Origin of the sequence: Mycobacterium sp. GA-1285 (assembly GCF_001499905.1) — a bacterium.
Lineage (GTDB): Bacteria > Actinomycetota > Actinomycetes > Mycobacteriales > Mycobacteriaceae > Mycobacterium.
Genome location: NZ_LQIS01000002.1, coordinates 51,563 through 72,098 on the forward strand (window position 1 = coordinate 51,563; position 20,536 = coordinate 72,098).

A 20,536-nucleotide genomic window follows, 5' to 3' on the forward strand; every position below is an offset into this window, starting at 1 on the left:
CCTTCAACTATCTTCCAGACCGGACCGACAAGTCTCGCGGTTTTCCGATGACGCCTTCGTTACGAGTACCTGTACACCGCCCGGGGGTTACTGGCCGAGGGTGTTCTGCATCGCGCCGGCCAGCGCATTCACCGCCGGCCCGCCGTTGCCCGACTGGCAGACCTTCGCCTGCAGCAGGACGTTCTCACGCTTGCGGGTGGTGGTGAAGCAGCGCCGGTCCGTGCCCGCCTCCTGTTTGACCCAGTCGGCGTCCGTCGCCGTGGCGGGCCCGCCGGTGAAGGTCCACACCTGGGTCGTGAAGTTGTCCAGGTGCATCGCGGTGGTCTGCCCGTTGCAGCCGACCGTGCGGTCCACGACGCGACGGAAGGCGCGGTCGGCGGCGTCGGTGGTCGCGAACACGCCGACCGCTTGTTTGACCAGATGCGTGGCATCCGTCGGTGACTCCTGCGTCACCGCACCGTTGAACGACGCGAGATCCGGGTCGGCGTACACGTCGGGCAGGCCGATGTCCGCCCAGTTGTTGCACGCCGGAAGTTCGACCGAGAAGGTCTGCACCGGCTCGGTGAACACCGACTCGAATCGCATTGTGGCGCCGACGATATTGCCCACCGAGCCCTTCGGAAGCACGGCGTAGTTGACGACGCCCGGATCCGAGGGGCGCGCGGCGGCGGGACCGGCGGGCGCCATGACCGACAGCCCGATGGCCACGCCGACGCCCGCCGCGGCGACCGCCCGCACCGGTCAGACCTTCGCGGACAACTTGACCTCGATGTTGCCGCGGGTGGCCTTCGAGTAGGGGCAGAAGTCGTGCGCCTTGGCCATCAGATCGTCGGCCACACTCTGTTCGAGGCCGGGCAGGTAGCCGATCAGATGAGCCGTGAGCCCGAAGCCGCCGTCGGAGTCCGGCCCGAAGCCGACCTGCGCGGTGATCGAGGTGGCTTCGTCGATGTCGATCTTGTTGTTGCGGGCCTGCAGCCGCAACGCGCCGAGGAAGCATGCCGCATAACCCGACGAGAACAACAGCTCGGGGTTGACGCCTTCGCCGCTGCCGCCGAGCTCCTTGGGCGGACGGGTGTCGAGATCGATCTTGCCGTCGGAGGACCGGACGTGACCGTCACGGCCGCCCCCGGACGCGGTGGACTCTGCGGTGTACTTGACTTCAATGCTCATGGGCTCGATCATGCCAGCCCACCCGCAGACGGCAAGCCGCCCGTCTCGCACACCGTCAACTCCCGGCTGGTGTGCATCCAGATCGTGGTTTCGGCAGTCTTGTGGCCCGATTGTCGATCTGAGTGCACACCAGACGGGAGAGGCGTTACGGGCGGGATGGCGCCGTCGTCGTCGGAGCCTCGGGGGACTGCGGCGGCTGGACCCCCGGCCCGTCGGCGCCCGGCCCGAACGGCGGACGCTGACCCTGCCCGCCCGGCATCATCGGGAATCCCGGCGGCGGCCCGCGGTGGAAGATCGACACGTCGCGATCGTGGCCGCCGTGATGGCCACCGCGGTGGCCTCCGGAATGCGCGCCGAGGACGAAACCGGAGAAGAAGATCACCGCGACGATGAACACGACCCCGGCGACGATGCCCACCCATGCGGCGACGGCACCGAGCCTGGAGTGGCGCTGGACGACGTGGTCGTGCTGAGGTACTGCGGCCGCGGGGGCGGTCGCGGGTTCGGATGGTGTTTCGGTCATGTCTGCCATCATGCGAGCCGTCTCGATGAGCTCGTCATGTGCCACCTATGAGCAGGCTGTGAAAAATCCGATTGACATCGAGCGAGCCCGCCGAATAGCTTCGACTACACGCGTTGTCAGTTGGCTGGAAGGGAACCGAGAGCATGCAGCGCCGCATCCCGACCCGTCACCCCGAGCGGCCCCGTCCCGTCCCGGCCAGCATCCGCGTCATGGCCAAGGCGCTGGGCATCGGCGAACCCACACCTGCGCAGTGGCTCAGGCTGGGCGAGCGGCTGACCGTCGGCGACGAACCGATGGACCGCCTCGTCGAGTGGATGTCAGGCGTCGGTGTCAAACACACGCGGCCGTTGTTCGACCGGGCACTCACCTACGGAATCGATGCGGTTGCTGACGCCCCGGAACCGTTGCGGGAATTCTTCACAGCGGTGGAAACGCTGCCCGACTGGGTCGACCCGGTGAAGCTGCGCCGCGGGCAGCGGGCGCTGCGTCGCGGTGGTGCCGACGGCATGTACGTCGCACGCGACGTATCGCTTCTCGGCGGCTACCAGTTCTCGGGCTTCAACAAGACGCTGCTGCGCACCGGGGCGCTCGAGAAGGGGTCGAACAAGCGCTTCGCCGAGACGATGCAGTGGGCGCTGGACGTCATCTCCGACGGTGGTCTCGAGCACCTGGGCGCCGGTTACCGGTCCACCCTTCGGGTCCGGCTGATCCACGGACTGGTGCGCCGCCACGTAGGAGCGATGCCTGACTGGCGTGCCGATGAGTGGGGAGTGCCGATCAACCAGACGGATATGGCGGCGACGCTGATCGGCGCGCTCGTGGCACCCGCCGTCGGCGTCGTGGGGATGGGAATCGTGTTGCGGCCGAAGGACTACGACGCCGTCGCCCACTTGACCCGCTATGTCGGATGGTTGATGGGCGTGGAGGACGAGTGGCTGCCGCGCGGGTTCCGCGACAGCATCCGCGTCCTCTATCACACCCTCGGCGCGCTCGCGGAACCCGACGAGTCGTCGAGGCAGCTGGCAGTTCCGATGGCCGACGACCCGCTGATCTGGCATTACGACTCCATGCCCGGCATTCGGCGTCGTATCGCACGCGCACAACATCTTTCGGTCACCAGCGGCTTCCTGGGACCGCGGACCATGCGGACACTGGGGCTGCGGCCGCATGTGCCGTGGTATCCGGTGCTGCGATTACCCGTGAACCTGAGCCGCAGCGTGGCCGCGGTCGCCCTGCCCGGCGGCATCGCCAGGGCAACCGCCCGCGGCGACCGCGAGCACAAGGCGTTGATGCGGACGATCATCGGCGATTCCGGTGCCACCATCGGCGAATCCGCCGAGCACGTCAGCACCGTCGCCTGACCAGGGCGTAACCGGTCACAACATAACGGCTACCGGTGGGGCCACTTTGATCGCTGACACATGAGCGGTGCCCTTGCCCGTGCTGTAGTCGAAAGTGAAGGTCGTCTGGTAGACGGTGCCGCTGTCCACCACCACGTGGCCGGCCGGTCGGCCCGGTAGTTCGATGGTGGTGGGGTGATCCGGGTCGGCTGGGTCGATCACCGTCACGTGAGTGGTGTACTCGCCTGTCGCGGCGTTTTGAACCTGCGTGGTTTGGTAGACGAGACCGTCGACCGCGACCAAAGCGGTTGGGCCACCGGATACGTCGACGGTTTGCTGTTGGTCGGGATGAGCCAGGTTGATCACCGTCACATGGGTGGTAACGCCCGCGGCGTCTTGGGTACTGGTGGTTTGGTAGGCGAAGCCGTCGTCCACCACCACACCACCGCTCGGCTCACTCGACACCTCGGCGATCGGCCGGGCCTGACCGAGGTCGTCCGGGTCGATCATCGACACATATGTGGTGAATGTGCTTGTGTCATTGTGGTATTCGTACGTTGTCAGGTAGGCGCGGCCCTCGGCGACCGCCACCTGGCCACGCGGTATGCCGGGCAGGGCGGCGCTGGTTTGAGCCGGCTCCGGGGCATCGGGGTCGATCACCGATACCTGGGTGATGAAAGTACCGGTGTCGTCGAAGTAGCCGGTTGTCTGGTAGACGACGCCGTCGCCCAGCACCACTGGCCCATAAGGCGTTCCGGGCAGATTTGTGCTGGTCCAGGGATTCTCGGGATCATCAGGATCGATCACCGACACACGAGTGGCGCTGGTGGTGGGATCGTAGTCATAGGTCGTTTGGTAGGCACGGCCGTCGACCATGACCACACCTCCCTCCGGTCGACCGGCCAGCTCTGCCCTGGCGGGATGCTCGGTGTCGGCCGGGTTGATCACCGTCACGTAAGTGGTGTAGTCGCCGTTCGCGGCGCTCTCGTCGTAGGTGGTTTCGCTCGTCTGGTAGAGGAAGCCGTCGGCTACCACCACACTGTCCGTTGAGTAGCCAGGCATGTTGATGACGACGGGATCATCAGGAGCGGTCGGGTCGATGATCGATACGTAGGTGGTGTAGGCGGTTTCGCCGGTGGTCGGATCGGTAAGCCTGGCCTGTGACGTCTGGTAGGCGCGATCGCCGACCGCCACGATGCCGAAGGTGGCTTCGCCGGGCAAATCGACCTTGGTGTAATCCTGTGGGTGGGCTGTGTCGATCACCATCACATAACCGCCGTCGGTGCCGTTGACGGTCTGGTACACGAAGCCATCAGCCTCTACCGCTTCGCCGACTGGTGCGAACCCGACCAACGTGGCGGTTTTGGGGTTATCGGGATCGGCCGGGTCGATCACCGACACATGAGTGGTGTAGTTGCCGGTGGTGAAGTCGTAGTCCGCGGTGGTCTGGTAGAGGAAGCCGTCGGCGACACCGACGCCGTATTGGGCTCCGCCGGGAATATCCGAACTTTCGATCACCGCCGCGGGGGTCGGGTCAACGTTCGCACTGATCGCTTGTTGGGCGGACTTCTCCGTATCGCTGACGGTGACGGTGAAGTGGTCCTGTTCCACGACGTCCGTGGTGCTGTAGGCGTCGACGCGCTCTCGGGCGGCCGGAGTGTAGGTGAAATGCCAAGTGCCCGTGACCTGTTCGAAGACAGCGTCCGACACCGTCCCGCTGCCGTCGGCTGGCTGGGTGACAGTGACGAGTAGATCTTTCGGCGCGGTGCGGTCGTCGCTGGCTGTCACCGCGTAGGTGATCGAGCCGTCGGCGTGGTTGACGGTGCCGGCGTTCACCGACTCGATGACCGGCGCCATGTTGACCGGGGTGTTGGCATCAGTGACGGTCACGGTGATCGAGTCGCTGCGAGTGTGCGCTTGTCCCGGGCCATGGACGTGGTATCCGGCCGTCGCGTCGGAGGCCGTGATCGTGAAGCTGTCATCACCGCTGTAGCCGGTGTTGGGCGTGTACGTCCAGGTGCCCGCCTCTGCGTCGATGGACACTGTGCCGTTCGAAGGGGCTCCCGGGCCGGTGGCCGGCACGCTGTAGGTCAGCGCGTCGCCATCCGGATCGGAAGCGCCTAGAGTGCCGTGGATCTCGCGGTCGTCGGCATCCTGTTGGCCGGTGGTTTGCAAGTCCACCACCGGCGTGGAGTTGCTGAAGACCTGGTTGGTCTGGCGGCGCACGGCCTCCACGAACCCCCACAGCGTCGAGTTGTAGAACGGCGCGCCGGGACCGAAAATCGGGGCGAGGGCCGTGGCGACCGCATTGACCGCCCGGCTGATGATGGAGCCGGTGAACGCCAGTATGGCCTCGACCGGATCTGGGACAGCCACCGGTGGGGGCGCGGGCTCGTCCAAAGCTGTGACACCCTCGGCGACGTTGGCCGCCATCGAATTCTGGGTGTCAGCGACTTCGCTCGGACCCGACATTCGCAATCCCAGCTGTCCGGCGTCGGCATCAGCACCGTCCAAAGTGGTGAACATCGTTGTGCCTGTGAGGCCGTCCGCGTCACCTGTCGACGGCTGCAAATCACCCTCGCCGGGGAAGAACTTCCGCGAACTGCCGGGCGGCGTAGACGGCGGCAGGTCAGGATCTGGCGCCGTCGACACCAGCGGTTCAGGATCAACGCTCGGCGTCGACGTGGGTTCTGGCGGCGTGTAACCGGGGGTTTCGGACGCACCGGTCGCTTCGACTGCAACGGTGGGCGTAGCTTCACTTACGGCCGTCGGGGCGCTGGACGCAGCCGTTTGCTCGGTCGAACTGCGAGACGATTCAACCGTCGACCCGCTGATCGTCACCTGAGGGGACCCACCTCCGCCGATCACCGTGGTGCTGTTGCTACCCGTCGTCGTCGTTGTCGTGGTGGCATTGGACCCGCTCCCTGGGTCACCCGGGTCGCTACCGCCGTCATCGTGCTGGCCTTCGGAACCGGCCGCCGGTTGGGTTTCAGCCAGTTTGGTGTCGACCGACGACGTGTCGTCATCCCCACCGCCGGCGGTGCTGGCGCCATCCTCAGCCCACGCCCACCCCGGCGTCGTGGCGACCGCAAACCCCACTCCCAACGCCACGGCCAACGCCCCGACCCGACCGACGTACCGTCCATAATCCACAGCCGGACCTCCCGCTCCAAAGCGCAGCTAATTGCTTCAAGCTAGCTGACTAGATCCTGGAAGGAATCAGGGATTTCCCTATGCGTCAATACAAAGATGCTCGCGGAAGCAAACATCGAGACAAACCACGATGTCGCCAAACAAGCCGCAGGCAACGAGTTGGCGTCGGATTCCCATAAGAACCCACGCTGTGAGGTCATCATTTACAGCCACCTCTGGCTTAATGCAACGACCGCACCCCGAAACGCCGCTGCGACACAGGGGAATTGTTCGCAACCAAGCTGGACTAGGGCTTGAACGGGTTGACTGCGAACTGGATCACCCGGTACGGCGACCCGCCACGCGGTCCGGTGTTCCACTGGCTGACGAACACCCGCACCTCATCCAGCGTCGATCCCGGTGAGATGTACCCGCCGTACGGTTGGGCCAGTCGGTTGCTCTCGGGAGGTCCGAGGTGGTCAACCGGGTCGGGCCACTCGGACGCGACGACGACGGTGGTCACCGGCGCTGCGCCCAACCCGGTCGGGTCGTCGGCCACCCGCATCTCCATGTTCCCGGTCGTCGCGTTGAAATAGGACAGCACGGTCTTGCCGTCGATCTGGCGGATGCTCATCTCCCCGACCGCGTCCGGCCACAGCGGCGTCGGCGGATTGCCCCAGCCCGAATCAACCGACCAGCCTTGCCAACTCGACCGATCCTCGAACTCCTCCGGCGTGGCACGGTACAGCACCAGCGGCGCACTGCGGTCGAAGTTGTCGGAAACGATGTACACCCACCCGCTGTCCGAGTCGGCGCGCGGGATCGGGTCGTAGTAGCCGCTGATCTGCGACTGTCTGCCGTCGGCGTAGGACGCCGCGCGCTCGGAGTCCGGCAGTGTCGGCCAATTCCCGCGTGCCGGTACGGCTTTCACCAGCCGCGAGGTCTGCGGCTCCAGCTCCCGCACAGTGGTGACCATCAAATAGTTCTGCCGGTTGATCTGTACGACACCCGCCGGCAGCTGCGACATGCCTTCGGACGTCGGATCGGCCAGCAGCGGACGGTCGGTTCCGGTGACGCCGTCGTAGCGCACGCCTGCCGGGTCGTCGATGGATTCCGTCTCGACGTGCAATGCGATCGGTGAGAACCAGCCCCCGTAGCCGACTCCCTGTCCGGCGAAACTGTCGCCGCACACCTGAAGGATGCCACTGGGAAACTCCATGAACTCACACAGATCCGTTGCGCCGATGCCGTAATCGCGCGTCGGGGTTCCGGTTCCGGCCGTCGGACCGATCCTGATCACCTGCCCGGGCGCCAGCGCCGGCAGCACGGGATCGGGTATCGGCGCCGGCTGGGCGGCGGCACCAACCGCCGAAATTGTGTTCCAGCAGACAAAGATCGAGAGCAGCCCTGCTGGAATGCAGTTTCGGCGCAAGGCAGCGGCTAGAGTTCCGCGGCCAACAGCTCGGCGATCTGAATCGTGTTGAGCGCCGCGCCCTTACGTAGGTTGTCCCCGGACACGAACAGTGCCAGCCCCCGACCGTCGGGCACACCGGGATCCTGACGTATCCGGCCGACCAGCGAGTCGTCCACCCCGGCCGCCGCCAACGGCGTCGGGACGTCGACGAGCTTCACACCGGGAGCCGCGCCCAACAACTCCGTCGCGCGCTGCACCGAAAGAGGTTGGGAGAATTCGACGTTCAGAGACAACGAATGGCCCGTGTACACCGGGACCCGCACGCAGGTCCCGCTCACCGCCAGGTCCGGGATCCCCAGGATCTTGCGGCTCTCGTTGCGCAGCTTCTGGTCCTCGTCGGTCTCGCCGGAGTCGTCGTCAACGTACGACCCGGCCAGCGGGACCACGTTGAACGCGATCGGCGCCACATACTTCGACGGGGGCGGAAAGTCGACCGCGGACCCGTCGGCCACCAGGTCCCGGCTATCAGCGACGACCGCACTGGCCTGGGCGAACAACTCCTCCACGCCGGCGACACCGCTGCCCGACACCGCCTGATATGTCGAGGCGATCAGCCGTATGAGGCCCGCCTCGTCGTGCAATGGCTTGAGCACCGGCATCGCGGCCATCGTGGTGCAGTTCGGGTTGGCGATGATCCCCTTCTCGAGAGTGACACCCCGCACGTCGCGGGCGAAGTTCACCTCGCTGACCACCAGCGGCACGCCGGGGTCCTTGCGCCACGCCGACGAGTTGTCGATGACGACGGCGCCCGCCTCGGCGAACCGCGGCGCCTGCACACGCGACATCGTCGCGCCCGCGGAAAACAACGCGATGTCCAGCCCGGAGGGATCGGCGGTCGCGGCGTCCTCGACCTCGATCTCCTGCCCGCGGAACGCGAGCTTCTTGCCCTGCGACCGCGACGAGGCGAAGAACCGCACGCTGGTTGCCGGAAAGTCGCGCTCCTCCAACAGCGTTCGCATCACCTGTCCGACCTGACCGGTCGCGCCGACCACACCAAGGTTGACCATTTAGCGCCCCGTCCCCGCGTACACCATGGCTTGCTCGTCGCCGCCCAGGCCGAACGCCTCGTGCAGTGCAGCGACCGCCTTGTCCAGATCGGTGTCCTTGACCAGCACCGAGATCCGGATCTCCGACGTGGAGATCAGGTCGATGTTCACCCCGACCTCGGCCAACGTCTCGCAGAATTTGGCGGTCACCCCGGGATGGCTTCGCATGCCGGCGCCCACCAGCGACACTTTGCCGATGTGGTCGTCGTAGAGCACACCGGTGAAACCGATCTCGCCCTGCAGCGACGTCAGCTTCTGCACCGCCGCAGGGCCGTTGTCCCGCGGGCAGGTGAAGGTGATGTCGGTCTTGCCGTCCTCGACCTTCGAGATGTTCTGCAGCACCATGTCGATGTTGATGTCGGCGTCGGCGACGGCGCGGAACAGCTTGGCGGCATAGCCCGGCACGTCCGGGATACCGACCACGGTGACCTTGGCTTCGCTGCGGTCGTGTGCGACTCCGGTCAGGATGGCGTCTTCCACGGGTATGTCCTCCATCGATCCGGTCACCAGGGTGCCGGGATTGTCCGAATATGACGAGCGGACGCGAATCGGCACGTTGTAGCGCCGGGCGTACTCCACGCAGCGCAGCATCAGCACCTTGGCGCCGCACGCGGCCATTTCGAGCATCTCCTCAAAGCTGATCTGGTCGAGGTGGTGCGCGTTGGGCACGATCCGCGGGTCAGCGGTGAAGATGCCGTCGACGTCGGTGTAGATCTCGCAGACGTCGGCGTTGAGCGCGGCGGCCAATGCCACCGCGGTGGTGTCCGAGCCGCCGCGTCCCAGCGTGGTGACGTCCTTGCTGTCCTGACTGACCCCCTGGAACCCGGCGACCAGAACGATGACGCCCTGGTCGAGCGCGTCGCGCAGTCGGCCGGGGGTGACGTCGATGATCTTGGCGTTGCCGTGGATGCCGGTGGTGATCACGCCGGCCTGCGAGCCGGTGAACGAGCGCGCCTGCGCTCCCAGCGAGTGGATGGCCATCGCGACCAACGCGTTGGAGATCCGCTCGCCGGCGGTCAGCAGCATGTCCATCTCGCGGGGCGGCGGCGCCGGGCACACCTGGTTGGCCAGGTCGAGCAGGTCGTCGGTGGTGTCCCCCATCGCCGAGACGACCACGACGACGTCGTTGCCCTGCTTTTTCGTCTCGACGATCCGCTCGGCCACGCGTCGGATCCGCTCGGCGTCGGATACCGAGGATCCGCCGTACTTTTGCACGACGAGCGCCACTGAACAAGCCTTTCAAGTGCTGGGAAGAATCCCACCAAGGATAAGGGCTGCGCGCATCCTATTTCTTTCGCCCGTGGCGGCCCGACCGGAGCCGAAGGCGATCAGGCCACTCCGGGGAACGGGAACGGCTCGGCTTGCTCGAACTTCGAGCTGGCATCACCCGCGTAGATCGTCTTCTCGCCCTCGCCGAGGGGCAGCCGCAGCGTCGGGGCGCCGGGTGAGAAGTCGAGGTTGCCCAACTCGACCCAGAACGTGTTCGGCGAGAGCGCCGACTCGAAGAAGTACCGCAACGCCTTGTGGTCGACGACCGTGCGCCAACGGGTGGTCGAGATGTTCGGCTCGTCCGGCGTGGAGATCCCGTATGGCACCGACGCGTTGCGCACGACGCTGAGCACTGTCGCGGCGGCCAGCAGCGGGTCGTCGGTCTTGGGGACCGCGTCGATGTAGAACGACGCCCGCACGAACCGGTCCGCCGCGCGGTTGGTGCCGGGCAGCATCACGGTGCCGCCGATCTGCTTCCAGTACTCGCTGATCGCGAGCTGCTTGTCGAAGGTCGGCGAATTCGTCATCACCCGGTACTGGCTGCCGTGGTGGATGACCTGTTCACCGTCGATGTACTCGACGATCGCGCTGTCGCCGCTCGCATCGGACATCGCCAGGTGCAGCGTCGCCATCCTCTCCTCGCCGGGCACCTCGGCGGTGGCCACCCGCAACGGGGTCGCGCTCAGCGCCTGCACGGCCTCGGCGACCGTCGCGAAGTTGTCGAGCACGTACTGGCCCCAAAGGGCCAACGAGACCGCGGGGCCAGCGGCGGTCTCCGCGGGATACTGCGACTCGGCAAGCCACAGGAGGTTGACCACGAGGCCCGCCTCGTTCACGCCATCGGTCGTACTGACGTCGTAGCCGGTCGCGACCACACTGCCGTACTTCGACGTCCACTGCGCGGAGCCGTGGCCGGCCTGACCGGTTCGGCGGACACCCCTCGGCAGCGCCCACAGATTCGTCTGGATCTCCGATTTCCAGTCCATCGAACGACCGGTGATGTTGCGGTTGTCAGTTCCGAGATAGACGACACGGGTGCACACGCTGAGCCATCGTATGAGGTGTCAGGTGGTGCAGGCCTTTGACAGCTCGGCGAGTTTGCGCCGTAGCTGCGTGTCGAGCGCCGACATCTCGTAATAGATCTGCGGAGCGGGGGCACCCGGTGCGCGGGATTCGGTTTCCCCGCGCGCCTGCGGCATCTTCTGAACGAACAGTCCGGCGAGATCGGCGACTTCCACCGCGGTGAACCGCAGCTCGGGGGTGTCGATCTTGCGCGCGCGCTCGGAGAGGCCGTCAGCCCATTCCCGGTATGCCAGCTCCTCGGCCGCAGTCGGCGGACCCTCGGCGCCCTCGCTCTTCGCGCTGATCAACTCGTTCTGCTGCTTGTTGTATTCGAGGAAGTCGAGGACCGGACGGCATTCCTGGGGCGGTTGCTGCAGTTGGCTGTAGACCAGCGCCACGATCGCGATCACCACGACGGCGATCGCCACCCACCATCGCCGATCAAGTTTCCTCACCGCCGCAACTCTAGCCAGCACCACAAACCGGTGAGCGCTCACTGTTGTACATATCCGGTGTGCGCGAAACCGTACCTAGCTGCGCGCTCGCGACAGCAGAGTGGTTTGGTGACGCGCCCGGCCCCGGAGTACAGTGGCCACCGTGCAGCGGGTGCTCCTTCTCGGCAGCCGCGACGGGGTCTGATCCAGACCGGCTTCCCGTCGCGGGTGTTCGCGATGCGCCGGTCGAGTCCCCTTTCAACTCCCGGAGCGACACCGTGACCACGTTCTCGAAACCTTCACCCGATTCGCCTGACGCGTTCTCGTCAGTCCGCCAGATCACCAAACCGTCCGGCCCGCCCCACCCCGGCCAGCCGGCGTGGAACACTCAGCGCGGCTCGGCGATGCCGGTCAACCGGTACCGCAGCTTCGCCGACGAGGTGCCGGGCGGAAGTCCGGCGTTGGGCCCAGTACCGATTCCGTTCGACCGCACCTGGCCGGACACGGTCATCGACTCCGCGCCGATGTGGTGCGCGGTCGATCTGCGTGACGGCAATCAGGCACTGATCGACCCGATGAGCCCGCAACGTAAGCGCCGGATGTTCGACCTGCTGGTGCGCATGGGCTACAAGGAGATCGAGGTCGGCTTCCCGTCGGCCAGCCAGACCGACTTCGACTTCGTCCGCGAGATCATCACCGACGGCGCGATTCCCGAGGACGTCACGATCCAGGTGCTGACGCAGTGCAGACCCGAACTGATCGAGCGGACGTTCGAGGCGTGCGAGGGCGCACCGCGGGCCATCGTGCACTTCTACAATTCGACGTCGATTCTGCAGCGGCGGGTGGTGTTTCGTGCCGATCGCGATGCGGTCAAGGCGATCGCCACCGACGGCGCACGGATGTGCGTCGAAGAGGCCAAGAAGTACCCGGGCACCCAGTGGCGGTTCGAATACTCCCCGGAGTCCTACACGGGCACCGAATTGGAGTACGCGGTCGACGTGTGCAACGCCGTCGCCGCCATCATCGAGCCGACACCCGACGCGCCGCTGATCGTCAACCTGCCCGCGACCGTCGAGATGGCGACGCCGAACGTGTACGCCGACTCGATCGAGTGGATGCACCGGCATCTGACCCCTCGCGACAGCATCATCTTGAGCCTGCATCCGCACAACGATCGCGGAACCGCGGTCGCCGCCGCCGAATTGGGTTATCAGGCCGGCGCGGACCGGATCGAGGGCTGCCTGTTCGGCAATGGTGAACGCACCGGAAACGTGTGTCTGGTGACACTGGGGTTGAACCTGTTCTCCCGCGGCGTCGACCCGCAGATCGACTTCTCGAACATCGACGAGATCCGTCGCACCGTCGAATACTGCAATCAGCTTCCGGTGCACGAACGCCATCCCTACGGCGGCGATCTGGTGTACACGGCGTTCTCCGGCAGCCACCAGGACGCCATCAACAAGGGCCTGGACCAGATGAAGGTCGACGCGGACGCCGCGGATAAGGATGTCGACGACATCCTGTGGCAGGTGCCGTATCTGCCGATCGACCCGCGCGACGTCGGTCGCACGTACGAGGCTGTCATCCGGGTGAACTCGCAGTCGGGCAAGGGCGGCGTCGCCTACATCATGAAGGCCGATCACGGTCTGGCGCTTCCCCGGCGGCTGCAGATCGAGTTCAGCCAGGCGATCCAGAAGATCACCGACGGTGAGGGCGGCGAGGTGTCTCCGAAGGAGATGTGGGACGTCTTCGCCGAGGAGTATCTGGCGCCGATCCGCCCGCTCGAACGCATCCGGCAGAAGGTGACGGCCGCCGAGATCGACGGCGGCACGGACACCATCGAGGCGGTGGTGAAGGTCGACGGCGTCGAACGCGAGATCGTCGGCGCGGGCAACGGTCCGCTGGCCGCGTTCGTCGACGCGTTGGGCGCCATCGGGTTTGACGTGTCGGTGCTCGACTACTTCGAGCACGCGCTGTCGGCGGGCGAAGAGGCGCAAGCCGCGGCCTACGTCGAGGCGTCGATCGGTGGAATCACCGTGTGGGGCGTCGGTATCGCGACCTCGATCACCACCGCGTCGCTGCGCGCGGTGGTCTCGGCGGTCAACCGGGCGTCGCGCTGACCCCTGGGTTGGACGCGCCGCTTCCATACGCAAGTAGCCGACATGCTTGTGTGCACTCGGTGCGGTGCATAGCTTCGGAGTTCCAGGGCCGAGATCCGCGGCCTGGCAGTCCGAAGGAGGCAAAATGACCACTGCGCACTGGGGGACATTCACCCTCAACACGCCTCATTGGAACGCGCTGAAGTTCATCGACCCGCTCATGAGGCAGAACAGGGAAGCGCCGTATACGTTGTTCGACCCGGGCGACGACAACGACTACCAGATCATCGGTCGGCCGGCTGGCACGGATTTGATTGTCACGGTGGTGTGCGTTCCGGTCGAGGCCCACAAGACCTGGGTTAGCGTGATCGTGTGCGGGTCGGACAGTCATGTTGCCGAGCGCGAACGAAATTCGTTGCGCCAGAAGATTATCGACCTTCGGCTCAACTGACCCGTCAGAACAGCGCGAACTGGTCGCCGGTGACGGTGGTGTCGATGAACTCCTCGACGCCGGTGCCGCGAACGACGCGGTCGAGTGCGCACATGAAGTCGGTGTCGGGCACCAGCGGGACACCTAGTTCCTTGGCGTGGTAGCCCTTGCCTTGGGCCGGGTCGGCGTCGTTGCAGACGACCAGCGAGGTTTCGGTGTCGACGGTGTCGGTGTAGGCCAGCCCGACGTCCAGGATCCGTTCGATGAGCTCTTCGTGGGTGCGCTGGACCTCGGCTGACAGGCCGATCCGCATGCCCTGCACGAGCGGGCGCCCGGCAACGAATCGGCCGGGATTGAGGTAGGGACACGGAACGCGCGACGCGACCGCCTTGAGCGGGCGCAGCTCGTCGTGGGTGACGACGCCGTTGGGCCACCGCCTGCGCGATACCGGGTGCACTGGTAGCCAGACCTTGCGTTCGCGGGCGCGCACCAGCACCGGCTTGAGGATCTGGGCGAGCACGAGGGCGTCGTCGAGGGCGTCGTGCGGCCGTATCTGGCTGATCCCCCAGTGCGTGGCGAGCGTCTCGAGCCGCAGGTTCTCCGTGCCCAGGTCCAGCCTGCGAGCCAGCTCGACGGTGCACATCACGGTGTCGGTAGGTAGCTGGCGGTTCGCCAGCTCGGCCTCGGCCGCCAGGAACGAGTAATCGAAGCCGACGTTGTGCGCGACCAGGGTGCGGCCGTCGAGCAGCTCGACGAGGTGGTCGACGATGTCGGCGAAGGTGGGTTGCCCCTCCAGCATCTCGGCCGTCAGACCGTGCACGTGCGTCGGGCCGGGATCGACGCCCGGATCGAGCAGGCTGTAGAGGCTCCGTTCGACGTTGCCGTCGTCGCCGAGGGCGAGTGCGGCGATGCTGACGATGCGGGCCTGCCCCGGCCGGAAACCCGACGTCTCCACATCGACGACCGCCCAGCCCGGTCCGGTGTGCTCCGCCGGCCGGCCCCAGCGCGGCCGGTTGTCGGCGTCAGAGCTACTCGGCCGGTGACCTCCGGCGTCCGTCTGGCCCACTTCGTCAGGATCGCACGGTGCTGTGACAAAGCCGGGACCTCGCCGAATCGCCCGCGAGCGTGTCGGCTACCTAAACTGCCGGGGTGGTCACGACACGTGGGCGGCTCGCCCTCGCCGCCGGCGCGAGCGCACGTTGGGCGTCGCGGGTCACCGGCCGCGGGGCGGGGGCGATGATCGGCGGGCTGGTCGCGCTGGCGCTCGACAAGTCCCTGCTGCGCCAGCTCGGCGCGGGCCGTCGCACGGTGGTGGTCACCGGCACCAACGGCAAGTCGACGACCACCCGGATGATCGCCGCGGCGCTGCGCACGATGGGACCGGTCGCCACCAACGACACCGGCGCGAACATGGACGCCGGCCTGGTGGCCGCGCTGGCCGCCGCGCGGGAGGCACCCCTGGCCGCGCTCGAGGTCGACGAGATGCACGTGCCCCATGTGGCCGAGGCGGTCGACCCGGAGGTGATCGTGCTGCTGAACCTGTCGCGCGATCAGCTGGACCGCGTCGGGGAGATCAACCACATCGAGCGCACCCTGCGCGCCGGGCTGGCTCGTCACCCGTCGGCCGTCGTGGTCGCCAACTGTGACGACGTGCTGATGACCTCGGCCGCATACGACAGCCGCAACGTGGTGTGGGTCGCCGCGGGCGGAAGCTGGGCCAACGACTCGGTGAGCTGTCCCCGGTCCGGCGAGATCATCCTGCGCGACGGCCGCGACTGGCGTTCCACCGGAACCGATTTCAAGCGTCCCAGTCCGCACTGGTGGTTCGACGACACCAACATCTATGGGCCGGAGGGGTTTTCGTTACCGATGACGCTGTCGTTGCCCGGCGCCGTCAACCGCGGAAACGCCGCGCACGCCGTGGCCGCGGCGGTCGCTTTAGGCGCCGATCCGGCGGCGGCGGTGGCCGCGGTGTCCGGTGTCGACGAGGTCGCCGGACGCTATCGGACTGTGCGCCTCGGCGAGCACACCGCACGGGTGCTGCTGGCGAAGAACCCGGCGGGTTGGCAGGAAGCGTTGTCGATGGTCGACAAACATGGTGCGGGCGTGGTGATCTCGGTCAACGGCCAGGTGCCCGACGGTGAAGACCTGTCGTGGTTGTGGGATGTCCGCTTCGAGCACTTCGAGGACACCCACGTAGTGGCCGCCGGCGAGCGGGGTACCGACCTCGCGGTGCGTCTGGGTTACGCGGGTGTGAAGCACACGTTGGTGCACGACACCCTCGCGGCGATCGCGTCGTGCCCACCGGGACACGTCGAGGTGATCGCCAACTACACCGCGTTTCTGCAGTTGAACAGGCGGCTGCCCGATGCGTGAGTCGGCGGTGCGGATCGGCCTGGTGCTGCCCGATGTGATGGGCACCTACGGTGACGGCGGTAACTCCGTGGTGCTGCGACAACGCCTGCGGCTCCGGGGGTTTGACGCCGAGATCGTGGAGATCACCCTGGACGACCCGGTGCCGTCGGAGCTCGACCTGTACACGCTGGGCGGCGCGGAGGACTACGCGCAGCGCCTGGCCACCAAACACCTGCTGCGCTATCCCGGTTTACAGCAGGCCGCCGCGCGGGGCGCGCCGGTGCTGGCGATCTGCGCGGCGATTCAGGTGCTCGGCCACTGGTACGAGACCTCGTCGGGGGAACGCGTCGACGGCGTCGGCCTACTCGACGTCACGACCGCACCGCAGGACAAGCGCACGATCGGCGAGGTGGTGTCCCAGCCACTGCTGGCCAGTCTGTCGCAGCGGCTGACGGGATTCGAAAACCACCGCGGCGGAACGGTTCTGGGCGCCGACGCGCGCCCGCTCGCGAAAGTCGTCAAGGGCGCGGGCAACCGCGAGGGCGACGGTTTCGACGGCGCGGTACAAGGCAGCGTCGTCGCCACCTATCTGCACGGACCGTGCCTGGCCCGCAATCCCGAGCTGGCCGACCACCTGCTGGGCCAAGTGGTCGGTGGGTTGGCGCCCCTGGAGCTGCCCGAGGTCGACCAGCTGCGCCGCGAACGCCTGGCCGCACCCCGGCGAGCCTGAGATGTCCGACGACTTCCCCGTTCAGGTCGGCGACACGGCCACCGTGGCAATGCTCAGCCTGTGCGCCGGCGGACTGGTCCGCACGTGGACGGACACGGGCCCGTCCCGGCTGTGGTCGGTGACCGAACCGCAGCGTCTGCTGGCGCTGCAGGGCACCGGAACGATTGCCCGGACGCTGCGGGAGGAGGGGCGGTTTCGCGAAGTCGGCTGGCTGTCGGAGGACAGTGGCACGCTGATGCTCCCGTCGCGGTTTCCGCAGCAGTCGACCGACGAACGATTCGAAGCCGGTGCCGATCTGGTCAGTCTCGGCCCGGCGACAGAGCCCGCCGAATCGTGGCCCGACGACGTGCGGTTGCTGCTGGCACAAGCGATCCGCCATTGCATCGCCAGCAACGAGTTCCTCCTCGTCGAGGTGGGTGGATGGGATGCGCCGACGGAACCGTACTGCCTGTTCATGCTCACAAGCGAGGACGATGGCGTGCTCAGCGTCATCGAGGCCGCTCCGCCGCCACACGGCTCCGAGATCTGGGACCCGCACATCGTCGGCGGACAGCAGGGCGCCACGCTGAGTGCGCCCGCGAACGAGGACACGATCGACGTCGCACCCCTCATCATGATCGAGGCGGTCGCTACGTGGGGAGTGTCGCCGTGGGACCTGGCGCTGACGTTCGGCAGACGCTGACTCTGCCGATGCACCGCGGTGCGTCGCGGTTACAGACCGAGGTCGCGCAGGAAATCCGGCTTGTACGCCTCGAGGATGACGTAGCGCGGATCTGGGACGGGCACCTCCGGCGCATCGTCGGGCACCTCCTGCCCGCTGACCGGGTCCACCCACTCCTGGCTCGCGGCGTCCCACCGGCTGACCGTGTACTGGGCGGTGACGTCGTCGTCGGCCACCAACCCGCGCACCGTGCGCTCGGCCTCCTGCGCGTCGGCCAAAGTCGCGGTGTACAACTGGATGCGGTCGCCGTCGCGGGTCACCGTGACCCGCGAACCGAGCCTCTCGCGTGCGGCGTCGTCCACGTCCAGCGTGCGCAGCTTCTCCCAGAACGAGAGCCGATGCTCGGGGCTGCCGAGTTCCACCTCGACCTTGAACTCCTCGTCCGCCATGCGTGTCCTTTCTCAAGCCATCGCGCGCCGGCCCGCCAGCGCGCGGCCCAGTGTGAGCTCGTCGGCGAACTCCAGGTCACCACCCATCGGTAGGCCTGACGCGATCCGGGTCACGGTCAGGCCCGGGATGTCGCGCAGCATGCGCACCAGGTAGGTCGCCGTCGCCTCGCCCTCGGTGTTGGGGTCGGTCGCGATGATGACCTCGGTGACGTCCACCCCATCCACCCGCTCACCAATCCTGTTGAGCAGCTCGCGGATTCGCAGTTGTTCGGGTCCGACCCCGGAGAGCGGATCCAAGGCGCCGCCCAGTACGTGGTAACGCCCGCGGAACTCCCGCGTGCGTTCGACGGCCTGTACGTCTTTCGGCTCCTCGACCACGCAGACCAGTGAGGCGTCCCGGCGGGGATCGCTGCAGATGCGGCAGCGGTCGTCGTCGGAGACGTTGCCGCACACCACGCAGAACTTGACACCGTCGCGCACTTTGTTGAGCACGGCGGTCAACCGGTCGATGTCGGGCGGCTCCACCGACAGCAGGTGAAAGGCGATCCGCTGCGCGCTCTTGGGCCCGATGCCGGGCAGCTTGCCGAGCTCGTCGATCAGATCCTGAACGGGTCCCTCGAACAATTACATTCCCGGGATACCGAGATTGCCCATCCCGCCCGCGAGCGGTCCGAGCCGGTCGTGCGCGAGGATGGTGACCTGCTTGGCGGCGTCGGAGATGGCTCCGACGACAAGATCCTGCAGCGTTTCGACGTCTTCGGGGTCCACGACCTTCGGATCGATCGACACGGCCACCACCTCGCCACTGCCCCTCATCGTGACCTGCACCAAGCCGCCGCCGGCCTGACCGTGCACCTCGGCATTGGCCAGCGCCTCTTGGGCCTCCATCAGCTGTTGCTGGACCTGCTGGGCCTGCGCGAGCAGCGCGGACATATCGGGTTGGCCTTGCGGTTGCATGAGTGGTCCCCTTGCGTCTCGGTTGCGGTCCGGTCTCGACTCGGTCTCTGTCGTGGGCTCGCGGCCGTTTGAGCTTTCAGCCTAGACGTCGTTGCGGTTACGGTGACGGCCGTGCCTGCCCGCCTGCGTGTCGGCGCCACCGGAGCATTGCGCGGCTGTGCCGTGGTGGCCGCCGGACTACTCGTCGCCGCATCGACCCTCGTCAACCCTGCCTTCGAAGCCGATGCCGCGCCCGCCAACATCGCGGGCAAGATCGTGTTCCTCGATCCGGGGCACAACGGCGCCAACGACGCCTCGATCAGCAGGCAGGTGCCCACCGGTCGCGGCGGCACCAAAGACTGCCAGGCCAGCGGCACCTCCACCGACGACGGCTACGCCGAGCACACGTTCGCCTGGGAGACCACGCTGCGGATCCGGCAGGCCCTGCACGCGCTGGGCGTGCGCACCGCCATGTCGCGCGGCGACGACACCGGCCTGGGTCCGTGCGTCGACGAGCGCGCCGCGCTGGCCAATTCGATCAAGCCCAACGCGATCGTGAGCATCCACGCCGACGGTGGCCCGCCGACCGGGCGCGGATTCCACGTCCTGTACTCGTCCCCGCCGCTCAACGACGCGCAGGCGGGGCCGTCACCGCGGTTCGCCGCGATCATGCGCGACCAGTTGCAGGCCTCCGGTTTCGTGCCGTCGACCTACATCGGCTCCAACGGCCTGAACCCGCGGTCGGACATCGCGGGCCTCAACCTCGCCCAATACCCGTCGATCCTGGTCGAGCTGGGCAACATGAAGAACCCGGTCGACTCGGCGCTGATGAAGACGCCGGAGGGCAGGCAGAAGTACGCCGACGCCGTCGTGCGCGGCATCGCGGGGTTCCTGGGCTCTGCGTGACCCTTGACAGGTTGCGAGCACGCAGAAGGTGCTTGCGATCAACCGCTCAACGACGTCAGCCTTCGAGGTGCTTCTTGAGGTTCTCCAGCACCTCGGACTGGATTTTGCGCAGCCCCAGCGGCGCGAACGTCTTCTCGAAGAAGCCGCCGATCCCGCCGGCGCCCTGCCAGGACGTCTTAACAGTCACCGAGGACCCGGGACCCGCGGGTGCGACGGTCCAGTTGGTGATCATCGAGGAGTTGGCGTCCTTCTCGATGACGGTGTGACCGGCCACGTCGATCTCGGCCTTGACGTCGCGCACCCGCGACTTGGTCGCCTGCAGTTTCCAGCTGGCCACCGTGCCGGCGCCCTGCCCGCCCTCGATCACCTTGTAGTCGCTGTACTGCGGCGACAGAATCTTCGGGCGCACGTTCGCGTAGTCCGCGACGGCAGACAACACCGTCTCCGGCGACGCGTCGATCAAGACGGTGCTCGATGCGCTGACCTGTCCCATCGGTGCTCGCTCCTTGTATAGAAGTTC

At 66.9% G+C, this 20,536-nt stretch carries 21 protein-coding genes; 7 read left to right on the forward strand and 14 right to left on the reverse strand.

Annotated features, from left to right (window positions below; genetic code table 11):
• Window positions 1-87 precede the first annotated feature (87 nt).
• The 3 genes from AU193_RS02125 to AU193_RS02135 all read right to left on the reverse strand — a co-directional run bounded on the left by AU193_RS02125 (window position 88) and on the right by AU193_RS02135 (window position 1,693).
• The gene (locus AU193_RS02125) at window positions 88-687 is read right to left on the reverse strand and encodes a sensor domain-containing protein (RefSeq protein WP_064420819.1); all 600 of its coding nucleotides are present in this window, start codon (window positions 685-687) and stop codon (window positions 88-90) included.
• 54 nt (window positions 688-741) lie between these two features.
• Entirely contained in the window at window positions 742-1,170 is a 429-nt protein-coding gene (locus AU193_RS02130) for an organic hydroperoxide resistance protein (RefSeq protein WP_172798191.1), read from the reverse strand.
• Between the two features lie 145 nt (window positions 1,171-1,315).
• Complete coding sequence (locus AU193_RS02135) at window positions 1,316-1,693, reverse strand: hypothetical protein (protein ID WP_371259126.1); 378 nt, start codon at window positions 1,691-1,693, stop codon at window positions 1,316-1,318.
• 143 nt (window positions 1,694-1,836) lie between these two features.
• Here AU193_RS02135 and AU193_RS02140 point away from each other — a divergent pair, with 143 nt between their 5' ends.
• Window positions 1,837-3,054, forward strand: a complete 1,218-nt coding sequence (locus AU193_RS02140) for an oxygenase MpaB family protein (protein WP_064420702.1) — start codon at window positions 1,837-1,839, stop codon at window positions 3,052-3,054.
• Between the two features lie 15 nt (window positions 3,055-3,069).
• Here AU193_RS02140 and AU193_RS02145 read toward each other — a convergent pair whose 3' ends face one another.
• The 6 genes from AU193_RS02145 to AU193_RS02170 form a co-directional block, all read right to left on the reverse strand.
• The gene (locus AU193_RS02145; protein WP_064420703.1) at window positions 3,070-6,186 is read right to left on the reverse strand and encodes an Ig-like domain-containing protein; all 3,117 of its coding nucleotides are present in this window, start codon (window positions 6,184-6,186) and stop codon (window positions 3,070-3,072) included.
• A gap of 286 nt (window positions 6,187-6,472) precedes the next feature.
• The gene (locus AU193_RS02150) at window positions 6,473-7,561 is read right to left on the reverse strand and encodes a DUF4185 domain-containing protein (RefSeq protein WP_253867566.1); all 1,089 of its coding nucleotides are present in this window, start codon (window positions 7,559-7,561) and stop codon (window positions 6,473-6,475) included.
• Between the two features lie 44 nt (window positions 7,562-7,605).
• Window positions 7,606-8,646 (reverse strand): aspartate-semialdehyde dehydrogenase, encoded by a 1,041-nt coding sequence (locus AU193_RS02155; RefSeq protein ID WP_064420704.1) that lies wholly within the window; start codon window positions 8,644-8,646, stop codon window positions 7,606-7,608.
• Window positions 8,647-9,912 carry an aspartate kinase gene (locus AU193_RS02160; protein ID WP_064420705.1) on the reverse strand — a complete coding sequence of 422 codons (1,266 nt, stop codon included), beginning with the start codon at window positions 9,910-9,912 and terminating at the stop codon, window positions 8,647-8,649.
• 101 nt (window positions 9,913-10,013) lie between these two features.
• Complete coding sequence (locus tag AU193_RS02165; protein ID WP_064420706.1) at window positions 10,014-10,997, reverse strand: linear amide C-N hydrolase; 984 nt, start codon at window positions 10,995-10,997, stop codon at window positions 10,014-10,016.
• 21 nt (window positions 10,998-11,018) lie between these two features.
• Window positions 11,019-11,471: a hypothetical protein gene (locus AU193_RS02170; protein ID WP_253867551.1), complete on the reverse strand. Its 453-nt coding sequence runs from the start codon at window positions 11,469-11,471 to the stop codon at window positions 11,019-11,021.
• A 257-nt stretch (window positions 11,472-11,728) separates the two neighbouring features.
• Here AU193_RS02170 and leuA point away from each other — a divergent pair, with 257 nt between their 5' ends.
• Together leuA and AU193_RS02180 are read left to right on the forward strand one after the other, a co-directional pair.
• Window positions 11,729-13,570, forward strand: a complete 1,842-nt coding sequence (gene leuA, locus AU193_RS02175) for a 2-isopropylmalate synthase (RefSeq protein WP_064420708.1) — start codon at window positions 11,729-11,731, stop codon at window positions 13,568-13,570.
• Between the two features lie 124 nt (window positions 13,571-13,694).
• A complete protein-coding gene (locus tag AU193_RS02180) occupies window positions 13,695-14,000 on the forward strand; it encodes a hypothetical protein (RefSeq protein WP_064420709.1) in 306 nt (101 codons plus the stop codon).
• 4 nt (window positions 14,001-14,004) lie between these two features.
• Here the strand turns inward: AU193_RS02180 and AU193_RS02185 are convergent, their stop codons facing one another.
• Window positions 14,005-15,045: a DEDDh family exonuclease gene (locus AU193_RS02185; RefSeq protein WP_064420710.1), complete on the reverse strand. Its 1,041-nt coding sequence runs from the start codon at window positions 15,043-15,045 to the stop codon at window positions 14,005-14,007.
• Window positions 15,046-15,128: 83 nt separating this feature from the next.
• Here AU193_RS02185 and AU193_RS02190 point away from each other — a divergent pair, with 83 nt between their 5' ends.
• From AU193_RS02190 to AU193_RS02200, 3 genes are read left to right on the forward strand one after another with little or no spacing between them, the layout of a single operon-like run.
• Complete coding sequence (locus AU193_RS02190; protein ID WP_064420711.1) at window positions 15,129-16,355, forward strand: Mur ligase family protein; 1,227 nt, start codon at window positions 15,129-15,131, stop codon at window positions 16,353-16,355.
• On the forward strand, window positions 16,348-17,064 hold the full coding sequence (locus AU193_RS02195) for a type 1 glutamine amidotransferase (protein WP_064420712.1): 717 nt from the start codon (window positions 16,348-16,350) through the stop codon (window positions 17,062-17,064). The genes AU193_RS02190 and AU193_RS02195 overlap by 8 nt, the downstream gene beginning before the upstream one ends.
• A gap of 1 nt (window position 17,065) precedes the next feature.
• A complete protein-coding gene (locus tag AU193_RS02200) occupies window positions 17,066-17,746 on the forward strand; it encodes a hypothetical protein (RefSeq protein ID WP_064420713.1) in 681 nt (226 codons plus the stop codon).
• Between the two features lie 29 nt (window positions 17,747-17,775).
• Here the strand turns inward: AU193_RS02200 and AU193_RS02205 are convergent, their stop codons facing one another.
• From AU193_RS02205 to AU193_RS02215, 3 genes are read right to left on the reverse strand one after another with little or no spacing between them, the layout of a single operon-like run.
• Window positions 17,776-18,174, reverse strand: a complete 399-nt coding sequence (locus AU193_RS02205) for a hypothetical protein (RefSeq protein WP_064420714.1) — start codon at window positions 18,172-18,174, stop codon at window positions 17,776-17,778.
• Window positions 18,175-18,186: 12 nt separating this feature from the next.
• Complete coding sequence (gene recR / locus AU193_RS02210; protein ID WP_064420715.1) at window positions 18,187-18,798, reverse strand: recombination mediator RecR; 612 nt, start codon at window positions 18,796-18,798, stop codon at window positions 18,187-18,189.
• Window positions 18,799-19,131, reverse strand: a complete 333-nt coding sequence (locus tag AU193_RS02215; RefSeq protein ID WP_064420716.1) for a YbaB/EbfC family nucleoid-associated protein — start codon at window positions 19,129-19,131, stop codon at window positions 18,799-18,801.
• A gap of 111 nt (window positions 19,132-19,242) precedes the next feature.
• On the opposite strand from AU193_RS02215, the gene AU193_RS02220 reads away from it, so the two are divergent.
• Window positions 19,243-20,016 (forward strand): Rv3717 family N-acetylmuramoyl-L-alanine amidase, encoded by a 774-nt coding sequence (locus tag AU193_RS02220; protein ID WP_064420822.1) that lies wholly within the window; start codon window positions 19,243-19,245, stop codon window positions 20,014-20,016.
• A gap of 55 nt (window positions 20,017-20,071) precedes the next feature.
• Here the strand turns inward: AU193_RS02220 and AU193_RS02225 are convergent, their stop codons facing one another.
• Window positions 20,072-20,509 carry an SRPBCC family protein gene (locus tag AU193_RS02225; protein ID WP_064420717.1) on the reverse strand — a complete coding sequence of 146 codons (438 nt, stop codon included), beginning with the start codon at window positions 20,507-20,509 and terminating at the stop codon, window positions 20,072-20,074.
• Window positions 20,510-20,536: the final 27 nt, after the last annotated feature.